Source organism: Mycobacterium sp. Aquia_213 (assembly GCF_026625985.1).
Classification (GTDB): Bacteria; Actinomycetota; Actinomycetes; order Mycobacteriales; family Mycobacteriaceae; genus Mycobacterium.
Window position 1 is genome coordinate 25,795 of sequence record NZ_CP113116.1, and the last position, 25,211, is coordinate 51,005.

At 66.1% G+C, this 25,211-nt stretch carries 23 protein-coding genes; 18 read left to right on the forward strand and 5 right to left on the reverse strand.

From position 1 onward, the window contains the following. Positions 1-18: 18 nt before the first annotated feature. From LMQ14_RS28245 to LMQ14_RS00200, 18 genes are all read left to right on the forward strand, one after another. Entirely contained in the window at positions 19-1,962 is a 1,944-nt protein-coding gene (locus LMQ14_RS28245) for a serine/threonine-protein kinase (protein WP_420714585.1), read from the forward strand. A 40-nt stretch (positions 1,963-2,002) separates the two neighbouring features. After that, on the forward strand, positions 2,003-4,087 hold the full coding sequence (locus LMQ14_RS28110) for a serine/threonine-protein kinase (protein ID WP_324291092.1): 2,085 nt from the start codon (positions 2,003-2,005) through the stop codon (positions 4,085-4,087). Between the two features lie 55 nt (positions 4,088-4,142). Then, positions 4,143-4,649: a pullulanase gene (locus tag LMQ14_RS00125; RefSeq protein ID WP_267732866.1), complete on the forward strand. Its 507-nt coding sequence runs from the start codon at positions 4,143-4,145 to the stop codon at positions 4,647-4,649. Between the two features lie 142 nt (positions 4,650-4,791). Beyond that, on the forward strand, positions 4,792-5,115 hold the full coding sequence (locus LMQ14_RS00130; protein ID WP_267732867.1) for a WXG100 family type VII secretion target: 324 nt from the start codon (positions 4,792-4,794) through the stop codon (positions 5,113-5,115). A gap of 53 nt (positions 5,116-5,168) precedes the next feature. Further along, a complete protein-coding gene (locus LMQ14_RS00135; protein WP_267732868.1) occupies positions 5,169-5,459 on the forward strand; it encodes a WXG100 family type VII secretion target in 291 nt (96 codons plus the stop codon). Positions 5,460-5,517: 58 nt separating this feature from the next. Continuing rightward, on the forward strand, positions 5,518-6,351 hold the full coding sequence (locus LMQ14_RS00140) for an ESX secretion-associated protein EspG (protein WP_267732869.1): 834 nt from the start codon (positions 5,518-5,520) through the stop codon (positions 6,349-6,351). A 35-nt stretch (positions 6,352-6,386) separates the two neighbouring features. After that, positions 6,387-7,415, forward strand: coding sequence for a MinD/ParA family ATP-binding protein (locus LMQ14_RS00145; protein ID WP_420714586.1), 1,029 nt, complete (start codon positions 6,387-6,389; stop codon positions 7,413-7,415). After that, positions 7,415-8,908 carry a type VII secretion integral membrane protein EccD gene (eccD, locus tag LMQ14_RS00150; RefSeq protein ID WP_267732870.1) on the forward strand — a complete coding sequence of 498 codons (1,494 nt, stop codon included), beginning with the start codon at positions 7,415-7,417 and terminating at the stop codon, positions 8,906-8,908. The genes LMQ14_RS00145 and eccD overlap by 1 nt, the downstream gene beginning before the upstream one ends. Beyond that, on the forward strand, positions 8,905-10,563 hold the full coding sequence (gene mycP / locus LMQ14_RS00155; protein ID WP_420714587.1) for a type VII secretion-associated serine protease mycosin: 1,659 nt from the start codon (positions 8,905-8,907) through the stop codon (positions 10,561-10,563). The genes eccD and mycP (LMQ14_RS00155) overlap by 4 nt, the downstream gene beginning before the upstream one ends. Beyond that, on the forward strand, positions 10,560-12,101 hold the full coding sequence (gene eccE, locus LMQ14_RS00160; RefSeq protein WP_267732871.1) for a type VII secretion protein EccE: 1,542 nt from the start codon (positions 10,560-10,562) through the stop codon (positions 12,099-12,101). The genes mycP (LMQ14_RS00155) and eccE (LMQ14_RS00160) overlap by 4 nt, the downstream gene beginning before the upstream one ends. Further along, on the forward strand, positions 12,098-13,948 hold the full coding sequence (gene eccA / locus LMQ14_RS00165; protein WP_267732872.1) for a type VII secretion AAA-ATPase EccA: 1,851 nt from the start codon (positions 12,098-12,100) through the stop codon (positions 13,946-13,948). The genes eccE (LMQ14_RS00160) and eccA overlap by 4 nt, the downstream gene beginning before the upstream one ends. A 155-nt stretch (positions 13,949-14,103) precedes the next feature. Beyond that, positions 14,104-15,450, forward strand: a complete 1,347-nt coding sequence (gene mycP, locus LMQ14_RS00170) for a type VII secretion-associated serine protease mycosin (protein WP_267735718.1) — start codon at positions 14,104-14,106, stop codon at positions 15,448-15,450. 8 nt (positions 15,451-15,458) lie between these two features. Next, positions 15,459-16,859 (forward strand): type VII secretion protein EccE, encoded by a 1,401-nt coding sequence (gene eccE, locus LMQ14_RS00175; protein ID WP_267732873.1) that lies wholly within the window; start codon positions 15,459-15,461, stop codon positions 16,857-16,859. Between the two features lie 149 nt (positions 16,860-17,008). Continuing rightward, positions 17,009-17,356: a YbaB/EbfC family nucleoid-associated protein gene (locus LMQ14_RS00180; protein ID WP_267732874.1), complete on the forward strand. Its 348-nt coding sequence runs from the start codon at positions 17,009-17,011 to the stop codon at positions 17,354-17,356. 53 nt (positions 17,357-17,409) lie between these two features. Continuing rightward, positions 17,410-18,195 carry a sulfotransferase family protein gene (locus LMQ14_RS00185; RefSeq protein ID WP_267732875.1) on the forward strand — a complete coding sequence of 262 codons (786 nt, stop codon included), beginning with the start codon at positions 17,410-17,412 and terminating at the stop codon, positions 18,193-18,195. Between the two features lie 13 nt (positions 18,196-18,208). Then, positions 18,209-19,207: a glycosyltransferase family 9 protein gene (locus tag LMQ14_RS00190; protein ID WP_267732876.1), complete on the forward strand. Its 999-nt coding sequence runs from the start codon at positions 18,209-18,211 to the stop codon at positions 19,205-19,207. Between the two features lie 58 nt (positions 19,208-19,265). Then, positions 19,266-20,309: a glycosyltransferase family 9 protein gene (locus LMQ14_RS00195; RefSeq protein ID WP_267732877.1), complete on the forward strand. Its 1,044-nt coding sequence runs from the start codon at positions 19,266-19,268 to the stop codon at positions 20,307-20,309. Next, positions 20,302-20,928, forward strand: a complete 627-nt coding sequence (locus LMQ14_RS00200) for a DUF4254 domain-containing protein (protein ID WP_267732878.1) — start codon at positions 20,302-20,304, stop codon at positions 20,926-20,928. Before LMQ14_RS00195 ends, LMQ14_RS00200 begins: the two co-directional genes overlap by 8 nt. A 4-nt stretch (positions 20,929-20,932) precedes the next feature. On the opposite strand, the gene LMQ14_RS00205 is transcribed toward LMQ14_RS00200, so the two are convergent. From LMQ14_RS00205 to LMQ14_RS00225, 5 genes are all read right to left on the reverse strand, one after another. Then, entirely contained in the window at positions 20,933-21,709 is a 777-nt protein-coding gene (locus tag LMQ14_RS00205) for a hypothetical protein (protein WP_267732879.1), read from the reverse strand. Continuing rightward, on the reverse strand, positions 21,706-22,290 hold the full coding sequence (locus LMQ14_RS00210; protein ID WP_267732880.1) for a hypothetical protein: 585 nt from the start codon (positions 22,288-22,290) through the stop codon (positions 21,706-21,708). Before LMQ14_RS00210 ends, LMQ14_RS00205 begins: the two co-directional genes overlap by 4 nt. Positions 22,291-22,366: 76 nt before the next feature. Next, positions 22,367-23,329, reverse strand: a complete 963-nt coding sequence (locus tag LMQ14_RS00215) for a hypothetical protein (protein ID WP_267732881.1) — start codon at positions 23,327-23,329, stop codon at positions 22,367-22,369. A 13-nt stretch (positions 23,330-23,342) separates the two neighbouring features. Then, on the reverse strand, positions 23,343-24,188 hold the full coding sequence (locus tag LMQ14_RS00220; protein WP_267732882.1) for a DUF6065 family protein: 846 nt from the start codon (positions 24,186-24,188) through the stop codon (positions 23,343-23,345). Between the two features lie 13 nt (positions 24,189-24,201). Then, positions 24,202-25,170: a TauD/TfdA dioxygenase family protein gene (locus LMQ14_RS00225; RefSeq protein ID WP_267732883.1), complete on the reverse strand. Its 969-nt coding sequence runs from the start codon at positions 25,168-25,170 to the stop codon at positions 24,202-24,204. Positions 25,171-25,211 lie beyond the last annotated feature (41 nt).

Below are 25,211 nucleotides of genomic sequence, written 5' to 3' on the forward strand. Positions count from 1 at the left end.
GAGTCTTAGGATTTGCAAATGCCGTTAGGGGAGGGGGCGCAATTCGCGGGCTATACCGTGGTGCGACCGCTTGGGGTCGGCGGTATGGGCGAGGTCTATGCGGTGCGCCACCCGCGGCTGCCGCGTCTTGAAGCTTTGAAGATCTTGCGGGCCGACGTGTCGGCGGATCCCGATTATCAGCAACGGTTCAACCGCGAGGCCGAACTGGCGGGCAGCCTGTGGCACCCCCACATCGTCGGAGTGCACGACCGCGGTGAGTTCGAGGGCCAGTTGTGGATCGCCATGGACTATGTCAACGGCCCCGATGTCCGTGCGCTGATGGACCAGCAGTACCGGGGCGGAATGCCGGCCGGCGAGGTGGTGGCGATCGTGAGCGCAGTGGGTGCGGCCTTGGACCACGCGCATCACCGCGGCTTGCTGCACCGGGACGTGAAACCGGGCAACATCATGATCAGTCGGCCCGACGACGGCAGCCCGCCACGAATCATGTTGAGCGACTTCGGTATTGCCCGCCCGGTCGAGGACACCACCGGCCTGACGGTGACCAATGCGACGGTCGGGACGGTCGATTACAGTGCTCCCGAACAGTTGCTGGGTAGCCCTATCGATGGGCGCGCCGACCAGTACGCGCTGGCCGCGACGGCCTACTTCTTGCTGACCGGTGCCAAGCTGTTTTCGGGTCCCAGTCCGGTCGCGGTAATCAGCGCTCATTTGACTGCGCCGCCGCCTCTGCCCGGTCGGCTGCGACCCGATCTGGCAACTGCTGATTCGGTTTTCGCGCGGGCGCTGGCCAAGAACCCCGCCGAACGATTCGCCCGTTGCGGCGATTTCGCCGACGCGCTGACCCGCCAGCTGCACCATTCCCCGCCCACCGAGCTCACTCGGCCGGCCCCGATGCCGCCGCCGACGCACGCCCCGCCGATGCAATTCGCTCCACCGGCCTGGCCCGCCGCGGCCGGCCCGCAACAGCCTGCGCGGCGTCGCGGGCTGCGGACGGCCGCATTGGTCGCCGCAGGGATCGCCGCCGTGGTCGTAGGTGCCGTCGTTGCGATCCCTCGACTGACCAGTCACGGCGACGCCGCGGGCCAGACCGCCCCGCAGCTACAGGAAGCCGCCCGGCTGGCCGGACAGCATTACCTGGAGGCACTCGCCCGCGGTGACGCGGCGGGTGCGCTCGCCTTAAGCGCAAACCCGCCGGCGACAACGCAATTCGCGACCGGCGACGTGCTGCGCGCTCAGCTCTCGGCGACCCCTATCACTGCCATCACCGCGACCGCGGCCCCGGTGCCCGCAGGCGACGACCCGCAGCAGGTGCAGTATCTGATGCTGTCCGCCAGATTCGGCCCGACGCTGTCGCAGGCCCGCGTCGCCGTGCACCGCAAGGGCGACGAATGGAAACTCGACACGGCGACCGTTGCCGTCGATGTCGGACCATCCGGCAGCAAGGACGCATCGCTGAAAGCCGTTGCGCTGTGGGGTGTTCCCACCGACGGGGCATCACCGGTCGCGGTCTTCCCCGGTGGACTCTCGGTGTCGTCCAGTAACCGCTACGTCGACATCACGGCGCCGACGCCGCCGGTGCTGCTGGACGCACTCGGCGGCGCGACCGACCGGCCTACCATTAAACCGGTGGCCGCACTCAACGACGCGGGCAGCCTAGCCGCCAAGACGGCGATCGACACGTGGACACACAACTGCTACCACGGCGTCGAACCACCCCCGGAGTGCCCCCGACTTACCCCCGACAACCACACGATCGCCGTCGAGGGCTCCGGTGATTTCACCAAGACGACGTTCAACTTCGACCCCGCCACGATGGTGGTCGCGATTGGCGGTGGCGCCATCATTTATCAGGGTCACGCCGCCGGCGTTCCCGACAACACCGTGACCGAGACACTTTTCGGCATCGTGGACCTGACCAAGGAACCCCCGATATTCGTCCGCACCGAAAAGCATGGTTAAACATCAGTCGACGGTCGTTCGACGAGCCTAAGATGCGCGCATGCCGTTAAGCGAGGGGGCGCAGTTCGCGGGCTATACCGTGGTTCGGCTGCTGGGGGCCGGCGGTATGGGTGAGGTGTATTTGGTCCGCCACCCGCGGCTGCCGCGTTTTGAAGCATTGAAGATCCTGGGTGCCGAGGTGTCGGCGGATCCCGGCTACCAGCAACGGTTTAACCGCGAGGCCGAACTGGCGTCAGGGTTGTGGCACCCCCATATCGTGGGTGTGCAGGATCGCGGCGAGTTCGAGGGCCGGCTCTGGATCGCCATGGATTACGTGGACGGGACCGACCTCGACGCGCTGATGGATCAGAAGTACCCGGGCGGGATGCCCGCCGGGGAAGTGGTGGAGATCGTGACCGCCGTCGGCGCGGCACTGGACCATGCACACCACCGCGGCCTGCTGCACCGCGACATCAAACCAGGCAACATCATGATCAGTCGGCCCGATGACGGCAGCCCGCCACGAATCGTGTTGTGTGACTTCGGTATTTCGCGACCCGTCGATGACACCACCGGTTTGACGGTGACCAATATGACGGTGGGCACCGTCCCCTACTGCGCTCCCGAGCAGTTGTCGGGCCGGCCGCTCGATGGGCGCGCCGACCAGTACGCGCTGGCCGCCACCGCCTATTTTTTGCTGACCGGCGCCAAGCTGTTTCCTCATGTCAACCCGGTGGCGGTGATCAACGCTCACCTGAGGTTGCCCGCGCCACTCCTCAGTGGGTTACGGCCGGATCTGGCCAGTGCCAATGGGGTTTTCGCGCGAGCACTGGCGAAAAACCCCGCCGAACGGTTCGACCGTTGCGGAGAATTCGCCGCCGCATTGGCGCAACATTTGTCGCACGTCGCCACCGGGCACACGCCGCTCCCGCCGGCAACCCCGGCGCCGGCGTCCGAACAAACCCTGCCCGTCGCGGCGGCAGGAACGGAGGCCACCCGCCCGATCTTGCCGCCCCGCCCGCACTACCCGCCGCTTACGCCGGCCGGCTACCCGGGTCCACCCATACCGCCGCCGCCGTCGCCATGGGGGCCGCCGTTCAATGCCGGTCCCCAACCGCCGCGCCGCCGCAAACGACCTGTGGCACTGGTGCTTTCAGTGCTGGCCGTGCTCGCGGTGGTCGCAGCAGTGGGGGCATTCGCGGCGAGCAAGATCATCGGCGGCGATGCCGCGAAAAGGGCCGAGCAGGACCGCGAGGCCGCCAGGCTGGCCGGCCAGCATTACCTGGAGGCGCTCGCGGTCGGTGACGCCCGCACCGCGTTGTCGGTGGCGGGAGACCAACCGGCCACGCCGCAGCTACTCAGCGACAAGGTGCTGCGCGCACAACTGGCGACCACGCCGATCACCGACATCAAGGTCGCCAACGACCCAGCCCGGGAACCGGGCACCCCATCCGACGCCCAACGCCTCGTCATGGCCGCGAAATTCGGCGTCACACCCACCCAAGTCGTGATCTGGGCACACAAGAAAGACGGCCAGTGGAAGCTCGACACCACCGCCGCTGCGATAACTGTCAATAATCCACCAAACGCGGCTGAAGCAATGAAAACCGTTGCAATCTATGGCGTAGGGACCAACGGCTCCAACCCCATCTCGGTCTTCCCGGGCGTCATCCAGGTCGGCTCGACCAATCGCTACATCGACATCACCGCGCCGTCGGAACTGGTGCTGCTCGAGGCGCTCACTGCCCCGGCGGCTAATCGGCCGAGTATCCAACCGGCCGTCGCACTCAACGATGCGGGGCGCCAGGCATCCTTGGCCGCCGTGGACGCCAAACTCCGCAGCTGCTTCAACGGGGTAGCCCCGCCACCGGAGTGCTGCCCTCCAGGGAGTTGCCCACGTCTGATGCAGCCACCCCCCGGAGTCGACCAGGACACCGCAAAACTCGAGAATCTCGAGAACACCCAGGACATGACGTATGACCTGGACCCCAACACCATGACGGTTAGTGTCTCGGGCACCTTCAACTACCGGGCGCAGGTGCTGCAATACTCCCAGCCGATTGCCCTCCGCGACACCATGCGGGTCGTGGATAGCCATGTCGACCTGACCAAAGATCCACCGGCTTGGGTTCACAAACCGCACTGAGCGACACGACCCAGTGGACGGGAACCACCGGCGGTCGACCCCCGTCGAAAAGGTCGTGGACTACTGCATTGGATCTGATGACGGCGCGACGATGTGGCATGGCCAGCCCGACCTCGATCTCGACCACGACGGTCGCCTCGAATCGATCGGGCTGGACTTCGACCATGACGGAATGCGCGACGACGCGTTCGCGGATTTCGACAGCGATGGATTGGCCGACCACGCCGTGCTCGACCTGGACAATGACGGCACGCCCGAGGCGTACTTCACCGACGACGGATCGGGAACCTGGGCGGTAGCCGCGGATCGCGGCGGGGGATTGCGCTGGTACGGGCTCGACGGCGTCGAGCACACCGGCGGTCCGCTGGTCGACTTCGACGGGCACGGCAGCCCGGACGATCGACTCGTGGATATCGACCGCAACGGGGTGGCCGACCGGGTGCTGTGCGCGGATCAGGGCGGCGTGACCGGCTATGTGGACACCGACGGCGACGGGCGGTGGGACGTTCGTCTATCCGATACCGACGGTGACGGATCGGCAGATGGGGCGAGCAGCCTTTGACGTGGTGTTTTACTGCTTTCACGAATGGGTAGATCAACGCCTGTGCAGCAGGCAAAAGAACTGAAGTGACAGACCCCGATCCCTGTCTACACTCTTATCCATATCTAGGTCGGGGAGGCCTAAGGAATCGAGGGAGAAACTCATGCCAAGCTCAACCGTTGTCACACCGGACCTGCTGCGCGCTTCGAAGCAAAAGATCGAATCGCGACTGCAAGAGGCGGCAGCAATCGCTAATCAGTATCTGAGCGGCCACGAGAACATCGTCAGCGCCGCCGGGTGGACCGGCCAAGCCGGTTCGACATCGCTGAACACGGCGGGCCAAATTCAGCATGACCTGCAGCAGATCATGACCGGCGGTAACCGATTGGCGCACGGCCTCGGCCAGGCGGCGACGCTGATGGAACACCACGAAGCGGATTCCGCGCACGGTCTCAATGGCGTATTCGGCGGGGTTCAGTCCACCTAAGCCCGCATTTCGCCAATTCCAGAAACTTTCATTTACCGTAAGGAATAACGAACATGTCAGATCAGATCACTTACAACCACGCCGCCGTCAGCGGACTCACCGGTGACATCGCATCGCAGGCGGCGCAGTTAATGGAAATCCACGACGACGTTCTGCACATCACCCAGTCGTTGGCCGAGTTCTTCCAGGGCGCCGGAGCCACGGCCTTCTTCGACGCCCAACAGCAGATGCTGCACGGGTTGCAGGACATGATCCAGACCGTGAGCCTGCACGGACACACCGTGGGCAATGTGCACGAGGCCGCGATCAATCTGGACAACCAGCTGCCCAATCTCTTTGGGTAGTCCCGGCTTTGCGGGGCGCACCTAGCGTGCGCCCCGCACTTGGCTTTAAGGGGAGACCGTGTTGACCACCTCTCTAGACGGCCTCTGGGTCCTTCAGGTACTTACCGGCATCGAGGTCCTGGCTCCTGAGATGGGGCTGCGGCCGCATTTGCCCAGCGTTGAGCCCAAGCACAAGGCGCTGGCGCACCCGGTGACCGCGGAACTGCGTGCCGCCGGGGCCATCGATGAAACCGACTCCGTCGACGGCGCGATCGTCGAATGGCTGACCGTGCTGTCGCGCCGCGACATCGGGCTGCTGGTGCACTTCCGCCTGGCCGACGACGGCGAGCCGGCGCGCGCGCTGCTCGCCAGGTTCGCGCAGTGGTGGGTCGCGATCGAGCGATCGGGAGACCTGGTCCGGATCAGCGGCGCGGGCGTCGCGAACAACGAGGGCACGGCCAGCGCGGCGCTCAATGCGCAGATCGAACGTCTATGCGGCGCAAATGATCCCGCGCCCTTGCGGCCGGTCACGCTGGACGCCGACGCGCTGCGTGCCGCCGCCACCGATCAGCGATCGCTGCACGACTTCCTGGGTAGTCAAGGACTCGACGCCGATCAGGTGCACATGCTGAAACTGGCCACCGATCCCGGCCGCTCGGCCCAGGCCTCGATCGTCGCGCTGCAGTCCGGTGTGGAAACCGGCTCGCCCACCCGGACCCATTTCGAACCGGGCGCGGTGGCGATCATCGATACGCCGGAAGGTCGCGTGGTTGCCGAACAAGTTTCGTCCGGGGCCAAGAAGTGGATGATCGTCGCCCCGGGAACCAAGAACAACATCGGTGCCGCGATCAACCATATGGTGCGGCGGTTGCCGGCCGACCAGGAATGGCATTCGTACCGAAAAGTCGTGTAGTCGAAAGGTAGTGCGAAAATGATAGCATCGGCACCGTGACGAATCCGTGGACGGGCTCATCCAATTCTCCGGAACAGGGCGGACCGACTCGGCGAGAAGCGCCCGCCGCGAACTACCAAAATCAAGATTCAGTATCCGGAACATTACGTATTTCCGATATGGTCGCGCCGCGCAAAATTCCACCCGGCGGGGGCTGGCGTAAATTCCTGTACCAGATATCGGGCCATGTCATCAACTTCGGCGAGTCGCCGTCCGAAAGACATTATCGGGAACTGCAGGAGCGCATCCGCCGGCACATCCGCAAGCAGTATGTGGTCGGCGTCGTCTCGGGAAAGGGCGGCGTCGGCAAGACCACGATGACCGCCTGCATCGGCGCGGTGTTCCGGGAATGCCGGCCCGAGAATGTCGTGGCGATCGACGCCGCCCCCGGCTTCGGCACGCTGGCCGGGCGGATCGACGAATCCCCGCCCGGCGATTACGCGGCGGTGCTCAACGACACCGACGTGCAGGGCTACGCGGACATCCGGGAACACTTGGGGCAGAACAGCCTTGGGCTCGACGTGCTCGCCGGCAACCGCGCTTCGGACCAGCCGCGGCCGCTGGTGGCCTCGATGTTCTCCGGAGTGCTGTCGCGGCTGCGCCGCACCCACACCGTGATCGTGGTGGATACCTCCGACGACCTCGAACACCCCGTGATGAAGGCTGTACTCGACGCGTGCGACACCCTGGTGTTCGTTTCCGGCCTCACGGCCGACACCTCGTTGCCGGTGACCCGCGCGATCGACTTGCTGCGATCGATGGGCTACCACGAGCTGGTGTCTCGCAGCATGGTCATCCTGAACGATAGTCGAGATAAATACGACGGGGAGGCACGTACTTATCTCACCGAGCGCTTCGCGCAATCGGGTGCGACGGTCGAATTCATGCCGTATGACCCATTCCTCGCAAAAGGCGGGATAATCGATACCCGGCACGAGCTGAAGAAGAAAACCCGCCTGCGCATCTTCGAAATCACCGCGGCATTGGCCGACAAATACATTCCAGATGCGGACAGGCCGCGTTAATGACCCCGTACGTGGGCAAGGTTTCGTTTCCAGCCCGTTGTGCGGTCGCGGTCGTATGCGGAGAACACCTGGTTTCGCAGGTGTATCCGGCCTCGGTCCCGATCGAGGCCTTCATCGACAACGTCGTCGAGTTGCTCAACGAGGAACTCAAACGCCGGGGCTTCACCGGACTTGAGCCCGGCATTGGATACGAACTGCAGAAAGCCAACGGGGTACGGCTGGATGTCACCAAGACGTTTGACGAACTCGGCGTCGAAGACGGTGCCACGCTCACCCTGGTTCCCGCGGTAGCCGGCGAATCATTCGAGCCGCAGTACGAGTCGTTGTCCACCGGTTTGGCTCGGGTGGGGAAGGCCCTGTTTGAGCCGGTAACCCTGGAAACCGCTGCGCACACCGCATTGGTGATTCTGGCGATGGTCTCCCTAACGTTGGTGGGACTGGCTGTGCGCCAACGATTCTCAACAGATTCTCTGATGCCCACCATCGTGACCGGCGTGGCCGGTCTGCTGATCGCCGGTGCTGCGACCACGGTGTGGCGGTGGTGGCCGGGTCGCGTCGACATGGTTGACGGGCTCGGCTGGATCGCGCTGCCGCTGCTCACGGTCAGCCTCGGGTCCGGCGCGCCCGGGCACGTCGGGGCTGCGCACGCGTTCATCGGGGCCCTGGCCGGTGCGGTACTGACCTGTGGAATCACCTCTGCGACGGGGCGTCACGCCAATGTGGCGGCGACCGCGGTGACCGTGCTGGGCCTGGGCGGCGCGGCCGCCGCGGCCCGGATGTGGTGGCCGGTACCGGCGCAATGGCTGGGCATGTGCACGCTGGTCGCCCTGCTACTGCTGCTGACCATGTCCCCGACGATCGCGCTGTGGGTCGCACGGATCCGTCCGCCTTACTTCGGCTCGATCACCGGGCGCGACTTGTTCCGGCGCAGCGCGGGTCTACCGGCCGACGCGGTGTCACCCGTCGAGGAGGGCGCCGACGAGGAAGCAAATTCCGATACCACGCCGCGCGGCGCGCAGATCGCGCTCGCGGCGGTCCACGCCAACAATGTCCTGACCGGAATCTGCGTGGGCGCGGGGCTGACCCTTCCCGTCGCGGTGTGGGCCACCCTGATGCCGGGCCAGGACCGCAGCATGCCGGCCGCCGTGCTGGCCGGCCTGTTCGTGGTGATCTTCATCAGCCGCGGGCGGGCATACGCCGACAAACGCCAGGCGATCGCGTTGGTGTGCGGCGCGGCGGCGGCGTTGTGCGTCGGCGTCGTGAAATACGTCGTGCACGAGCCGACTTCGTCGGGATACGGGGTGCTCTGGGGCGCGCTGGTGTTGGCCGGGTTCGGCGGCGCCGGGCTGCTGGCCGCCCTGCTGGTGCCGATCACCCGATTCACCCCGTTGGTGCGGATGACCGCCGAATGGGTGGAGATAGCAGCGATCATCGCGGCCCTGCCGCTGGCCGCATGGATCGGCGGATTGTTCACCTGGGTGCGCATGCGATGACGCAGACGGCGTTCACCGCTCGCGCAATGACCCAGCGGGTCGCCGCCTTGGCGCTGACCAGCCTGCTGGTCGTCTTGATAGCGGGTCTTCCTGCAGCACACGCGATTCCGCCGCCAGTTGTCGATCCCGGCCGGGTCCCGGCCGACGGCAAGCCGGCACCGGATCAGCCGATGCGGCAGGCCTTTGCCTGCGCACGAACGATTACGGTCGCCGATCCAAACGTGGCCCTGCCCGCGCCCGGCTTCACGATGCTCAACGTCAGCAAGGCTTGGCAATACTCAACCGGCAACGGGGTGCCGGTCGCGGTCATCGACACCGGCATCAATCCCAGCCGGCGGCTGCCGGTGGTGGCGGGCGGTGACTACATCATGGGCGGTGACGGCCTGAGCGACTGCGACGCGCACGGCACCGTCGTGGCGTCGCTGATCGGCGCTGCGCCGCAAGGAATTCCGATGCCTGCGCCGATGCCGAGCGCGCCGGCCTTCCCGCCGCCAGCGGGCCCACCGCCGACGGATGCGGGAGCACCGCCACCGGGCGGACCACCACCACCGCCCGCACCTCCGCCACCGCCCTCGCCGGTGACGATCACCCAGACCGTGGCCCCGCCGCCGCCACCGCCCCCACCCGACGCGCCGTCGAACGGGCCGGGGGACCCCGCGCCCAACCAGCCCGACGATCCCGAGGTGCCGCCCCCGCCCCCGGGCGCGCCCGATGGCGTCGCCGGCGTCGCACCCCACGCGACCGTCATCTCCATCCGCCAGTCCTCGCGGGCCTTCGAGCCGGCCAATCCCGGCGGCGGTGATTTTGAAGGACGCAAGAAGGCCGGCACCATCGCGACCCTGGCCAGTGCCATCGTGCATGCCGCGAACATGGGTGCCAAGGTGATCAATATCAGTGTGACAGCCTGTGTTTCGGCGGCAGACCCGCTGGATCAGGGCGCCATCGGCGCGGCCGTCTGGTACGCGGCCACGGTCAAGGACGCGGTCATGGTCGCCGCGGCCGGCAATGACAGCGAAGACGGCTGTGCCCAGAACCCGACGTTCGATCCGCTCAACGCGTCCGATCCGCGCGACTGGCATCAAGTCAAGACGGTGTCGTCGCCGTCCTGGTTCTCCGATTACGTGCTGTCGGTGGGCGCGGTGGACAACACCGGCGCACCGATCAACAAGAGTCTGGCCGGGCCCTGGGTGGCCGCGGCGGCTCCGGGGGTCGGGGTGATGGGATTGTCCCCGGAAACCGGGGGGCCGGCGAATGCCTACCCGCCGATCCGGCCGGGCGAGAAGAACATGCCGTTCTGGGGAACCAGCTTTTCCGCGGCGTACGTCAGCGGGGTGGCCGCATTGGTCCGGGCCAAATATCCGGGACTGTCCGCACACCAGATCATCAACAGGATTCTGCAGACCGCGCACAATCCACCCCGCGGAGTCGACAACCAGGTTGGTTACGGCGTGGTCGACCCGGTGGCCGCGCTGACATTCGATGTGCCTGCCGGGGAACGGCTTTCACCCGCGGCAGCGAGCCGTGTCGTCCATCCGGCGCCCCCGCCCCCGCCACCGGATCACCGCGCCCGCAATGTGGCATTGGTTTTCGCCGGCGTGGTGGCGGCGGCCATCGCGGTGGTCTCGTTGATCGTTCGAGCGCGGCGCGAGCGATGACGGCCGCCACGAAGCTGACGATCATCGTCGCCATCTTTGTCACCGCCCTGATCGGATGGGCGGTCGGCGGATACCCCGGTGCGGCAGCGGGTTTGGTGCTCGGCGTCGCAGCCGGCGTGATCCGCTGGCGGGGCCAGCCGATGTGGTCCTGGCTGATCCTGTGGTTGCGGCGCCGTCGTCCGATCGCGTGGACCGAGCCGCTCACGGTGGCCAATGACCGTGCCGGCGGCGGTATCCGCTACCAGGACGGCGTCGCGGTCGCGGCGGTCCAGCTACTCGGGAAAGCCCACACCCCAACGTTGTTCACCGGATCGACCGCGACCTACACCGACAACTCCCTCGACATCACCGAGCTGATGCCGCTGCTGCACCAGAGCCTCGGCCTCACCTTGGATTCGCTCAGCGTCGTCACCGCCGGCGCCCGCCGCCGCAATACCGGTGACTATCCGCGCGTGTACGACACGTTGATCGGTACGCCGCCCTACGCCGGCCAGCGCGAAACCTGGCTCATCGTGCGGGTCTCGGCCCTCGACAACGTCGAGGCGCTGCGCGGGCGTACCTCGGTCGGCACCGCGACGCTCGCCGCCGCCCAACGGATCGGTGCGGCCCTGCGCCAGCACGGCATCCGCGCCAAGGTCGCGACGGCCACCGACATCGTCGAGATGGAGCGGCGGTTGGGCCGCTCTGCGCTCGACGTCTCGAATCGGCGCTGGCGGTCGGTGCGCGGTGACACTGGTTGGCTGACGACCTATTGGTACCGGCCCGGCGACATCACGTCGGAGAAGCTGGCGGAGGCGTGGTCGGCGCGCGTCGACGGGATCGTGCAGAACGTCACGCTTTTCAGCGACGGTTCCGCGACGGCCACCGTGACCGTGCGCAGCGCCCAACCACCGACGGCGTCGTTGAGCATGCGATTGCGGACCCTACGAGGTGAGCAGGTCCAAGCCGTCGCCGCCAGTCTGTGCGGTCCGTTGCCGCCGTTGCGCGGCATCCGGCGCGGCGTACTGCACGGCCCGCTCGTCGTCCCGATCGGACCGTCGGGTGTGTTGCTCGGCAAGGTCGCCGGGGGAAATCGCATGCTATTGCCGCTCGACGATGCCGGGGAGTTCAGCCGGGTGCACGTCGCCGCGGAGGATGCGCTGGCCAAGCGGTTCATCGTCCGCCTGGCCGGCGCCGGCGAGCGGATCACGGTGCACACTCGAAACATGCAGCGGTGGGCCAGTGTTCGGATGCCGGACATCGCCGTGACCGACCAGCCCAAGCCGGTGTCGGGCACCACGGTCAGCGTCGTCGATGGCAGCATGTCGCCGGCGCCGCGACCGAACACCCTCATTTCGATCGGTGGCCCAGGCGAGCCGTACCGGGGGACCGCCAATGTGTTGATCACCCAGACGGGTCCGGCGACGGTCGACGTGATCGCGGCCGATGGTCACCTGCATGCGGTGGAAGTGGAGCTGTTCCGCGCCGAGAACAGATACGTATCGTCGGAACCGATGGCATTGCGAACCCCTGATCTCGAAGCGGTGGATACCCCATGACCAGCAGCACGACGCCGGCCGCCGCGCGCAAGTATTTCGATGCGGCGATGGCGTTGCTCGACAGCGACGTCACCGCGGCGGCGGCCCGGTTTCGGGAGGCAACCGCAGTCGACCCGTCGATGGCCGACGCGTGGCTGGGCCGGATCGCCGCGGGCGACGAGGCGTTGTCGACCGTCGAACAGCTCTACAGCTACGGCAGCCGGCTGCACCGGGAGACCAACCGGATCGGGGCGCGCCTTTCGGCGCCGATCAAAGCGGGCCCGTACCTGTCGATTTCGGTGACCGAGGCCTCGCATGCCGGCCTGGCGCTGGCGAGCGCCCTCATAGACGATCGGCAATACGAGAAAGCCGAAGCGCTGCTGGGTGATTCGACGTTGCTGGACACCTGGGAGAACCACCAGTGGAAGCAGTACATCGAGTCCTACCTGATGTTCGCCACCCAACGATGGCCGGACGTCATCGCGGTCGCCGCGGCCATCTTGCCGCCGCAGGCCATCATCATGTCGGCCGTCACCGCGGCTACCTGCACGCTGGCTGCGCACGCCGCGGCCCATCTGGGTCAGGCGCGGGTCGCGCTGGAATGGACCGACCGGGTCGAGCTGCGCTCCGGGTTCGGTGGGTCGACCGAGACGCGGCGACAACACCTCGAAACCGCGGTCACCGCAGTCGATCCCACCGACTTCCCATTGATCGCCGCCGACCTTGCCTATGTGCGCGGGATGGCGCATCGCCAGCTCGGCGAGGAACCCAAGGCGCAGATCTGGTTGTCCAAAGCGACGATCAACGGGGCATTGATCGAGCCTGCCAAGCAAGCGCTGGCGGACCCCGCGCTACAGCTGGTCGTCACCGACGAGGACGCGATCGGTTCCCGCAGCAACAAATGGGACGTGACCACCGAGCTGTCGGAGCAACAGCGACAGGAGGAAGACCACCAAGAGCGGCGCACCGAACTCCTGCGGGAGGGCCGCGCGTTGCTCGACAACCAGGTCGGATTGGCCGACGTCAAACGCGCGGTCGCGGAACTGGAAGACCAGATCGAGGTTCGCGCGCTACGTCTCGAGGCGGGCCTGCCGGTGGCCAACCAGACCAACCACATGCTGCTGGTCGGACCGCCCGGTACCGGTAAGACCACCACCGCCGAGGCATTGGGAAAGATCTACGCCGGACTGGGCATCGTGCGGCATCCGGAGATCGTCGAAGTCAAGCGGGCCGATTTCTGCGGAGAGCACATTGGCGCATCGGGACCGAAGACCAACGAGCTGATCAACCGGTCAATGGGGCGCATCCTGTTCATGGACGAGTTCTATTCGCTGGTCGAACGCCACCAGGACGGTCGGCCGGACATGATCGGCATGGAGGCGGTCAACCAGCTGCTGGTGGCGCTCGAGGTGCACCGGTTCGACTTCTGCTTCATCGGCGCGGGATACGAGAAGGAAGTCGACGAATTCCTCACCGTGAACCCGGGTCTGGCGGGCCGGTTCAACCGCAAACTGCGGTTCGAGTCCTACACGCCCGACGAGCTGGTCGAAATCGCGATCCGTTACGGCAAACCGCGTGCCACGGTTCTCGATCCCGCGACGGCTGAGGCGCTGAAAGCCGCGTGCGCGACGCTACGTGGCTATCTTGCACCCGATGGCCAGCACGGCATCGACGCCATGCATAACGGTCGGTTCGCGCGCAATGTCGTCGAGCGTGCGGAGCGGCTGCGGGACTCGCGGGTGGCCGCACAGCATCGCGTCGACAAAGGGTCGGTGACGGTGGAGGATCTGCAAACGCTACGTACCCAGGACGTCGTTGCGGCCGTGAAGGACGCGTGTGCGGAAAAGCATGTGTCGATAGTGCTTTGACCAGGCGCTAGTCGCGAGCGGATCGGCCCGGGCGCCCGGTGGCCAGCGTTGCGGGAAACGCGTTGTCGGCGCAGCCGGAAAGTTTAAGATGCACGCAGGCCCGCGACCGGGGAAATGCGGTGGCGAAGCAAGGCTGATGAATGGAGCGTCCGGCGGTGCACCGTATCTTGCTGATCACGGTGGCGTTCACGCTAGCCATGGTCAGTGCACCTCCCGCCGTGGCGGTTGCGCCACCGTTGATCGACTCGACGGCGGTTCCACCCGATGTGACGGGCCCCGATCAGCCGCTCGAACAGAAGCGCGTCTGCAAGGCGCCGTTAGCGCTGCCGGGCACCAATTTCCACGATGCACCGTGGCCGAATACCTACCTCGGCATCACCCAGGCGCAGAAGTTCGCGACCGGCGCGGGCGTCACCGTCGCCGTGATCGATACCGGGGTGGACGCCTCCCCACGTGTCCCGGCGGAGCCGGGCGGCGACTTCGTCGTCAAGGACGGCAACGGGCTCTCCGACTGTGATTCGCACGGGACGCTCACCGCGTCCATCATCGCCGGGCGTCCCTCGCTGACCGACGGGTTCGTCGGCGTCGCGCCCGATGCGCGGTTGGTCTCGGTGCGCCAGACGTCGGAAGCCTTCGAGCCGAAGGATTCCCAACCCGACCAAGGCGACCCGAACGCCACCCCGGCCGCGGGCTCCGTCCGCAGCCTGGCCCGCGCGGTGGTGCACGCCGCGAATCTGGGCGCCGGGGTGATCAACATCAGCGAGGCGGCCTGCTTCAAGGCCAAAAAGCAGGTCGACGAGACGACCCTGGGCGGTGCCCTCAACTACGCGGTCAACGTCAAGGGCGCCGTGGTCGTCGTCGCGGCCGGCAACGTCGGTGGGGATTGCCAACAGAATCCGCCACCCGACGCGGCCATTCCGTCCGATCCCCGCGGCTGGCAAGGGGTTCAGACGATCGTCACACCGGCGTGGTACGCGCCGCTCGTACTCACCGTCGGGGGAGTCGGGCAAAACGGGGCACCGAGCGAGTTCTCGATGCACGGACCCTGGGTGAGCGTGGCGGCGGCCGCCGACAACGTGGTCGCGCTCGGTCCCGGCGGCGATCCGGTGGACGCGCTGTCGGGCAAAGAGGGTCCGGTGCCGATCGCCGGGACTTCGTTCGCGGCGGCGTTCGTATCCGGTTTGGCGGCGCTGGTGCGACAGAAATTCCCCGACCTGACGCCGGCCCAGGTCATGCGCCGGATCACCGCGACCGCGCGGCACCCCGGCGGCGGGGTCGACGACTCCGTCGGCGCCGGCATTATCGATGCGGTCGCGGCGCTCACCTGGGACATCCCCGCAGGCTCGCCGACACCCGCGGATCCGGTCAAAGCAATTCAAGCCCCGGTGCCGGTGCCGGGCCCCGATCACGGGCCGATCGATGATGTCACGATGGGGGTCATGGGTTTGATCGTCGCGCTGGGATTGGCCGCACTGGTCGGGCAAGCCCTGAAACGGCGCTGACGAAACTCATGCGATCACTACGACTCCGGTTCAGCAGCGGCCACGTGATGTGGGCGGCTGCCCTGGCCCCGCTGTGCATCCTGCTGTTCATGGGCACCCGCTACCAGTGGGCCGGCCCCACGCTGGTGGCGGTCGGCGCTTTGGTCGCGACCGTCACCTTCCGCGGCCGGCGGCTCACCGGCTGGGTGGTGGCGATGTTCGCCTGGCTGTTCCGGCACCGAAGGTCTCTCGAACTCCCCTCGGAGCCCGAGGTCGGTGCCACCGTCCTGCCCGGAGACCACGTGGCCGTGCGCTGGCAAGGCGAGGATCTGATCGCGGTCATCGAGCTCATCCCGCGGCCGTTCACGCCGACGGTCGTCGTCGACGGGAAGGCGAACACCGACGACGTGGTCGACACCCGGCTGCTGGAGCAACTGCTTGCGGTGCACTGTCCCGACTTGGAGGCCGAGGTCGTATCGGCCGGCTTCCGGGTCGGCAAGACGGCGTCCGCCGAGGCGCTGAGCCTGTATCGGGAAGTGATCGGCCGTGATCCGGCGCCGGCGTACCGCCGGACCTGGATCGTGATGCGCGCCGACCCGCAGCGCGCTTCGGCGTCGGCCCGGCGGCGCGCTGAGGGAGCCGCGGGGATCGCCCGCTACCTGGTTGCGTCGACAACGCGGATCGCCGACCGGCTGGCCAGCCATGGCGTTGATGCCGAATGTGAACGCAGCTTCGACGATTTCGATCACGCCACCGAGATCAGCTTCGTGCGGGAGAAGTGGTCGAAGATCAAGGGGCAGGACAACTTCACCGCCGCCTACATCGCACCCGGCGGCCCGGATGTGTGGTGGTCGGCGCCCGCAGATCACACGATCACCAGAGTCCGCATCGCTGCGGGGATGGCGCCCCGTTCCACGGTGCTGCTGACCACCGCGAAGAAGCCGAAAAGGCCGCGCGGGTTTTCGCGCGTATCCGGCGGGCAGCGTGCCGCGCTGCAAGGCCAGACCGTCGTCTCCGGCCGCCACTGGCAACTGCCGATTGGATCGGCGGGCGTGTTGGTAGGCGAAACGTCGAGCAAGTATCCGGTCTACATGCCGTTCGACGATGTCGACACGAGCATCAACCTGGGTGATGCCCGCGTGTTCATGCAATTCGCCGTCCGCGCGGCGGCCGCGGGCGGAACCGTCACGCTCGCAGCGCATTTCCAGGAATTCGCCGACCTGATCGGCGCGGAGGTCGGGCCGGAGTCGAAGGTGGCGTGGCCGCATGCGACAACGTATCTGGGCCGGCATTCCGGCGTGGACCGGGTAATCCTGCGCAACAACGTCATCAGTACTCCACGACACCGTCAACTGCCGATCCAGCCGGTTTCCCAGCCCGACGAAAGCCGCTATCTGACCGCGCTTCCGGGTAGGCGGGACGGCTCCTGACGGTCCCGGCCCGGCGAGGTTGGATGCCAAGATGAACAGGGATTTAACTGCATTCGGGGTGCGGCGCGCCGCCTTACACTGAGAGTCTGTCGTGGCGGAGGCAGTCGCCCAGGCAGGCTAGCGATCCCCGACGCAAAGGATGATCTGACGTGCAACCACAAGAGCACCCGCAGGCCACTGCGGTCATGGACGAGTTCAAGAAGTTCGGCGACGTCCTCGAGGGCGCCTTGAAGCAGAGGGGCACCGGCTCCTTCACCGCCAAGGACGAAACCGAGACCGTCGAGGTGGTCATCAACGGTGACATGTGTGTGACGCAGGTAAACATCGAGGACGGCCTGCTGCGGCTGGGCGCGGAGACGGTGCAGGAGCGCATTAACGAAGCGCTGATGAGGGCGACCGCTGAAGCGGCGGCAAGCATCGAAGCCAGCCAACTGGAGACCTTCGAAAAGCTGACCCAAATCGTCGATTCGCTGCAGAAGATCACCGGGGAGGACTAGGCGAGACGACGTTCAGCTGCGGCTGGCTACCGTTCAGGGGATACGGTCGAGCCGTGCAGCTGTTCGTCGTCGGGGCGCCGAGGTCCGGGTTGACCATCGTCACCCAGTTCCTCAACCACCACGAAGACATCAAGATCTTCGACGAGATCGATCTGATCGAAATCGACCGGTCCGCCGGATCGGTTGTCGGCACCTTGGCGGCCTTCCTGCTCGAACGCGGGGTCTACGAGGACTACCGTCGGCGCGCGCAGGGATCGGCCGACCCGGCGCAGGCCCTGCGGGCGGTCATGAGTGAAATCGCGCAGCCCCGCGCGATCTGGGGCGAGAAAAACCCGAGGTACGCGACGCGGCTGGGGATCCTCCGACGATGCTTTCCCGAAAGCGTAATTGTGTTCGTCCTACGCGATCCGCGTGAGGTCGTGAACTCCTATCTGCTGCACCGGGATTCGAACCTGCGCACAGATCTGGACTTCTGGATCAAGGACACGGTGGCCGAAGCCCTCGCGCTGTTGGAGAGCTGCCTGGAGCCGCTGCAGGTCGACGACGCCGAGCTGGTTGTGCTTCGCTACGAAGCCTTCGCGGCCCGGCCGAGTGAGACGCTCGACGCCGCCTTGCAGCGCTGCGGCCTGAGTTTTTCCGACAACGCCGTCCCGTTGGCACATTGCGCCCCGGAGGCGGTCGGCGACAACCAGTTCTACCGGCGCGGTGCACCGCTGCCGTGGAAGGCCGGCAACCTTGCGCCACTGCGCCAGGCGCCATCGGCGCGGGCCCGCATCGACGCTGACGATCCGGCCTGGTCCCAGGTCGAGGCCCTGGCGCAGCGCTTCGGTTACAACTGAACAGGTTCTGCGAATGGCGCTAAGCGATCTGTTGCACGCGGAACGACCCGCGTTTTGTTTCGTCACTAATGTCGGCGACGCCGTGTTGACACTGCCGACGTTGCGTGCGCTGGGCGAGATGTTCAGCGCTCCAATCACATTGATCTGCCCCAAGGTCGCATTCGACCTGTGCTTCCGGGAGGTAAGCCCGCGACTGGTCGACGTCACAGGGCTGCCCCTGACGGGGCCGCCCCCACTGCCGGGTGGACCGGAGCGGCCCCCCGACTACGACGCACTGGCGGCGGAGATCGGTCGTGTCGATGTCTTCATCGACACGCTGCCGTGGAGCTCGCTGTCCAGCATCGTCATTCACCCGCTCCTGCAACGCCTGGCGCCTAAGGTGAGTATCGGCTTCACCACCGCCGGCCACGACATCGTGGTCCCCAAGGGGGACTGTCACTCTGCGGACCTGACGTTCAAGTTGGCCCAACTGTTCGACCCGTCGCTGGAAATCGAAAGCTATGCCCAGCCGTTGCCCCTACCCGCGGCCGTGCAGGAGCAAGCCCGATCAATCCGAGCCGCGGTTCCGGCCGGAGCCAAAGTGCTCGTCGTGCATGCGGACAGCAATTGGACGGAGAAGCGCTGGCCGGTCACCAGATTCATCGATCTGCTGGACCGGTTCTTGTCGCGCCACCCCGACTTCGTAGCCTGGGTGGTCGGGATGGGAGACGAGGAACTCAACGTGGGACGCCACGGCGAGCGGGTCTATGCGCATCTCGGGCTGCCACTCGACCTCACCATGGGACTGGTCGCTACCGCAGACCTTTTCGTGGGGATCGATTCCAGCATGCTGCATGCTGCCGATCTGGCGCGAGTACCCGGCGTGGGACTTTTCGGCCCAACGCGCGCCGAGGAATGGGGGTTCAGGTTCGCACCACACCGGCACATCGATATGAGCACGATGGCCGATATCACCGTGGAAGCAGCGCTGGATGCGATGGAAGAGCTCGTCGACGGCCCTAAAAGCCGATGATGTTGTGCTGCGACGGGATGGCCAGGCCGTCTAAGCTCTCGCTGGAGGTTGGTCGGGTTTGAGCGAAATCACGGTTCTGCAGGGCGGACGCCCGTCGAGCGTTGAGCCTGACGTGCTCACCAATCTGCTGCGCGCGCGCACCCCCGCGGTGTATTTCTCCACCCTGATCGGGGACTCCATCCTGACGCTGCCCACCCTGCGTGCGCTGGCCGAAATGTTCACCGCCCCAATCACCTTGATATGCCCCAAGGACGCCTTCGACCTCTGCTTCCACGCGGTCAGCCCGCGCCTGATCGACATCACCGGCATTGCCCCGGGAGGACCTCCGATAGGGCGCCAGGCAAGTCGGACCCTCGACTACGACGCCCTGGTGTCCGACATCGGCACCGTCGATGTCTTTATCAACGCCGTGCCGTGGGACATCCCGTCGAACATCTTCATCCGGCCCCTTTGGCGACGCCTGGCTCCCACTACGAGTATCGGTTTCCCGACCGACGACGACTACGACATCATCATCCCGCGAGATCTGCCACACTCGGCCGACCTGACCTTCAAATTGGCCCGGCTGTTCGATCCGTCGCTGCAGCTCGAAAGCTATGCCCAGTCGGTGCCTCTCGCGCCGTCCGTGCAGGACGAAGCCCGGTCCATGCGCGCCGCCGTACCCGCCGGGGTCAAGGTGCTGGTGGTGCACGCCGACGCCGGCTGGACAGAGAAACGCTGGCCCGCAACCAGGTTCATCGATCTGCTGGATCGCTTCTTGTCGCGACATCCCGACTTTGTGGCCTGGGTGGTCGGGATGGGAGACGAGGAACTCAACGTCGGGCGTGAACGCGATCGCGTCATTCCCTACCTCGGGCTCCCACTCGACCTCGCCATGGGCTTGGTTGCGAACGCGGACCTTTTCTTAGGCGTCGACTCCGCCATGTTGCACGCCGCCGATCTGGCGCGAGTGCCCGGCGTCGGCCTTTTCGGTCCGACCCGGCCCGAGTTGTGGGGGTTCCGATTCGGGCCGCACCGGCACGTCGACAGGGGCACCATGACGGACATCACCGTGGCGGACGTGCTCGATGCGATGGAAGAGGTTGTCGCAGAGTATGTCTGAGCCAGGTGAAGGCATCGAAGACCGGCCCCCGGACCCCATTCACGATGGGAGACTGCGTGATTCAACGAGTACTGACTTGCTCGCCGCCGTGCGCCAGTTCTACGACATCGCCATGCTGTGGCACTCCGAAGAGCCGGCCGACTCCTCGGATCGAGGGGGCATTGCAGCGAAGGCGCTACACCTACACGCGCTGAACTTCGCCCTATGGCATCACGAAGACGCCGTTCGCCGGCCCGGCGCTGACGACCATGAGGTTGCTCGCCGGAAACGTTGCATCGACGACGTCAACGCCCGGCGGAATGGGGCCATCGAAGAGGTCGACGCGACCCTGCTTGATCGCGTCGACCTGAGTCCAAACGCACCGTTGCACACCGAAACCCCCGGCACCATCGTCGACCGGCTGTCCGTTCTTGCGCTGCGGATCGTGCACACGAATCGCGCTGACCAGCCCGGTGCGCGGCTGGCCGTGCTCGACGAGCAGTACGACGACCTGGTCGGTGGGCTCGAGCAGCTTCTCGCGGGCATGCGGGCCGGGGAGATCAGGTTCAAGCTGTACCGGCAGTTCAAGTCGGCTTCGCAACGAAGTTACTGCGACTTGTTCGAGGACCGCGACAACTGAGGCGTCAATACGCCGCGGCCCGCCACCATTGGGTCCAGTCGAGGTAGGGGTCCTTGTGTTCCTCGTACTGAAGATGAAGTGCCAGCGAAGGTATCGGGGTAAAGAGCGCAACTTGCTCACGCCAGATCCTGTTGATCGTCGACGCTTCGAAGATGTGGTGCTGCTGGCCGTAGGGCGTGCTCGAATAGCGGGCGAGCAGTTCGAATAGCTCCCAATTTCGCCGCAACGTCTCGATCTCCACCCAGCAGGTATTCGTGGTGTGGGTGTTGGTGCGCCAGTGCCGCTGGGTGCCGTATACGACGCGGCAGTCCTCGCGGCTGAATATCGGGCTCCAATAATTCTTCGGATCGTCAAAAGGGTGCAGCGCGACTTCTCGCCCGTCGAGCTTCTCCCGAAGCAGCACATGGACCTCGAGCATCTCCTGGATCGCCGATGGGGTGTGCAAGTAGTCGTCCTCAACGAGATAGACGAGCTCGCGAGCGTCGTCGCGCGCCTTGGAGAATGAGGCGAGACAGGAGGCGTTGTACCCCCGATCGTCGAGGGCAATGAATTCGACCGGATGGTGGCAGGTTTCAAGTATCCGATGCAGGGTCGGCAGGACTTCGGGCGACGAGTGATCATCGAAGACCCGCAAGACGATGTCGCCTTCGGCGTGATTGATTGATGTGACGATCGATTGCGTACAGCGCAGCAGGATCTCACTTTTGGGCGCATCGACATAGCGGTGCGCGCCGTGCACGCTGATGTCGGAGTGGGTCTGCAGGTGAATGTCGAGCTTCATGTCGTCGACCGCCGCAGCATCGTGCGAAAGACTGCGGACCAATCGGAATCCGAGCCGCGGATACCCGGGGTTATGTCCATGAGCAGCAATCGATCTAGGTTCGCGGGCGTAGTCAACTCGTGGCGCGTGGGTGTCGACACCACGTAAAGTGCGGCGCCAAAGCGTTCTGAAACTGCGGCGGCAAGGTGGTCGATCGCCTCGTCGGTGAACGTGTACGGGATGGGTGCGGTGGCCTGAACCTCGTCGGCCAGGTTGTCCTGGGTATTGGCGACAAAGCATATCCGGCGGGTGAATTCGGTGACGCCCCGCAGGGTCTGCGATATGTGCTCGAACTTGGCGAAAAATGAATCGGGTTCGGAAGAAACGTCTTTCGGTTCGTGCCAGAAGTAACAATCGCCCACTGCCGGCCATCGAGGCGGCGATCCGGGGCTGCATTCCAGCCCGGAGATGTGCTCCGGGTAGTACCTGTCGCCGGCGATCATTTTCGCGGCGGAAGCGGGAGGGCAGATCAGCCAGTCGAACGGCGTCCGTTTGATGACGGCCGCCGACCCGACGATATCGGCGACCAGTGCTCGGTGCACTTGGAGTTGGATCGCTCCTTGGCACGACATCCCGAGGCTCACCAGAGCGACGTCCGCACACAACAGCGCCATTCCGTTATCCCTCGCCCGGACCGAGTGCGCGATAGCCGGGCCCGGCGAATCGCTCCGCGGCCTGCAACATCGTGTCGGACACCGGCCGGTCTTCGGCAGCGCCGCGGGCAAAGGGCCGAGGCGTCGGGTCCTTGGAATAGAACTCCGACTGCTCCTTCATGCGATCGATGGCCGCGGGGCTTGTCCCGAGCCCGAAATGGGGAGCCGCGCGCTCCCACGCAGCGTCGGGCAGGTCGGCATAGTCGATGACGAGCCGCCGCGCCGGGTCGTCCCCAGCCGCCTCGAGCATCGCGCCAACCGCGCGGGAGGCGAACTCGGCACGTTCCATCGTGGGCACCAAGGCCCGGTCAATCCCGAAGAGCTGCGCCGCTTTACCGGGAGTGGCTTGGGGCCCGAGCCAGCCCGGCGGTTCAGCGAGGAGCGAGGCCAGGACACGGACCGGATCTCGCTGGACCCAGATCCACGGAGTTTCGGGGAAGGCCGCGGCCAACACCTCCCGACGGAGAATGTTCCAGCTGCTGCATTTGAGCACCAGCCGCCGTTCGTCGCCGTGCCTGCATCGACCAAGCGCTCGCACCAACACCCGCACGGCCTCGACCAGGAAGGCGTGATCGACGCGCGCGGGATCGAGCCCGAGCAGCGAGTTCAGCGGCGCCGGCTCGGCGACCACGACGACTCCGGGCAGCGTTCCCAGCAGCCGCGACAGCAGGGTCGATCCGCACCGCGAGACGTGAAAGATCATGCCGGCCGGATCGAGTGACGGCGCGCTCTCGATGGCCACCAGTTCGTCGAGGCCGGTCCGAACCAGCGGCCGCGCGCTCCGCCCGGATTCCCAGCGGGCGACGGTCTGGTCGAAGAAGGGATCGGTGAACCGTTCGGCCGAAAGATCCGCCCACCAGACCACCGGGGCCGGGCCGGAGAAGTCCAGCCTGATCGGCGTCCAGCCGGCGAGTTCGGTGAGGTCCATCAGACGCAGAACCTCAGCGAGGTCCGCCGGGCGCTTTTGTGGCGGTCGGACCCGGCGTCCATCCACAGATCTCGTCTTCCACCCGAGTGAAAGGCCGCAAACGCAAGCGGGTTTGGTGCTGTGGCGCGGCCGAACCGTCGGGGAGCGTGCCCCGGAAGTAGTCCTTCTGCCAACCCGCCTGGCGCGCGAACGATCCCGGATACTGCAGATCTGCATTGAACGCGCGGCGATTCTGCCACCAGTCGTAATACGCCGTGCGCAGCTCGTCGGGTGCCGCCGCGATCGACACCATCTTGGGCACGAATTCGTCGAGCTCGGCTCGTCGTTGCGGTACCAGCACGCCGACCGGCTCGCCGGATTCGAAGGTTGCCCAGACCCGCGGCCGGGTGAATTTCCAGTTGAGGGTGAAAGTTGAAGGGGACCAGTCGGTTTCGACGATTCCTTCCAGAGCCGCAATGCCGTGCTTCGGGCAGTTGACCGGACCGCGGACCAGCAGGTTGAAACCGGGGGGAGTGCGGAACAGGAACGGCAGGCTCCAGGTGATGATCCCGTGCCCGAAGTGACTCGTCGGCCGAAACATCGGCGCATTGCCTCCGTAGTCGAACTCGATGGAGTCCGGCGCCGCCCCGCCATGCCACCGCGCGCGCACGCGCCCAGTGCTCGTGACGAGCCAACCGGCCTGGTTGGCCATCAGCAGGGGCAGGCAGCGATTGGCGAATCGCTCGCGCGTCGAGTCCATCCAGCCGCGGTCCCGCGAAGCGGGGATCAACTCGACGCCGTGCCCGCTGTGCAACTCGTAGGCGATGAGTTCGCGATCGCTAGCGGTGGGCTCGCTGCTGCCGGACATGTCGGCTGACATCAGATCCCGCTTCCTAGTCGGTAATCGATTCGGGTGTCCCACCACTGAGCTGCCGGCTGCGTCGACCGTGAATATCGACCGGGATCTCGCCGATCAAGGCAACACGGTGCATGAGGCGGTGCTCGTCGTCGTAGTCGTCGACGGCGCGGTGCTGAGTCGCGCAGTTGTCCCAGATCGCCACGTCACCCGGCTCCCAATCCCACCGGATAGTGTTCTCCGGCAAGGTGATACGGCGTTGCAACAGTTCGAATAACACCCGTGATTCGTCGCTCTGCAGACCAACGAATCCGCGCGCCCATCCGCCGAGCAGCAGCGTGCGCTCGCCGGTTTCGGGGTGCACTCGCACCACCGGATGTTCGGTGCGAAAGGTGGATTCCTCCTCGCGCGCCGCCTGCAGCTGATTGCTCAGCATGTTGACGCTTTCCAGCGCCTGATACGGGGCGGGTGTGCCACCCGGCACCAGCACACACCCCATACCCTCGACGTATCCGAGTTGGTCAAAGCGGTTACTGCTGTGCAGTGCCCGGAGATTTTCGGCCAGGCTTCTCAGTGGCGCGGGCAGTGCCGCGTAGGCCGCGGCCGTTGATGCCCACAGTGTCGAGCCGCCGTAGCGAGGCAGAGTCACCGCGCGCAGTATCGAGGCTTTCGGCACATTGAGGGAGAAGGTGTGGTCGGTGTGCCAGCGCGTTGCCTTACCCCGTTGGGAGTCGACCACAGACACCCCCGGTGGGCCATCGGGAAGGGCATTGGCGCCGAACACCCGGATCGGCGCGCCAAGCCGCTTGGCGAAGGCGAACTGCCGCGCGTCGTCGAGGTGGTGCTGATCGCGGAAGAAGATCACCTTGTGCCGCAGCAGCGCGGCATGGAGCTGATCCACCACGCCCGCATCGAGATCGCCGCCGAGTCGCACTCCATCGATGCGCGCGCCAATGTGGGCGCCCAATTGGGCGACGGTGAGGGTGATTTCCGCCGGCCTTACCATCGCGGTGGTCCCTCCTGATACGGGCGTCTCCGGTGGCACGA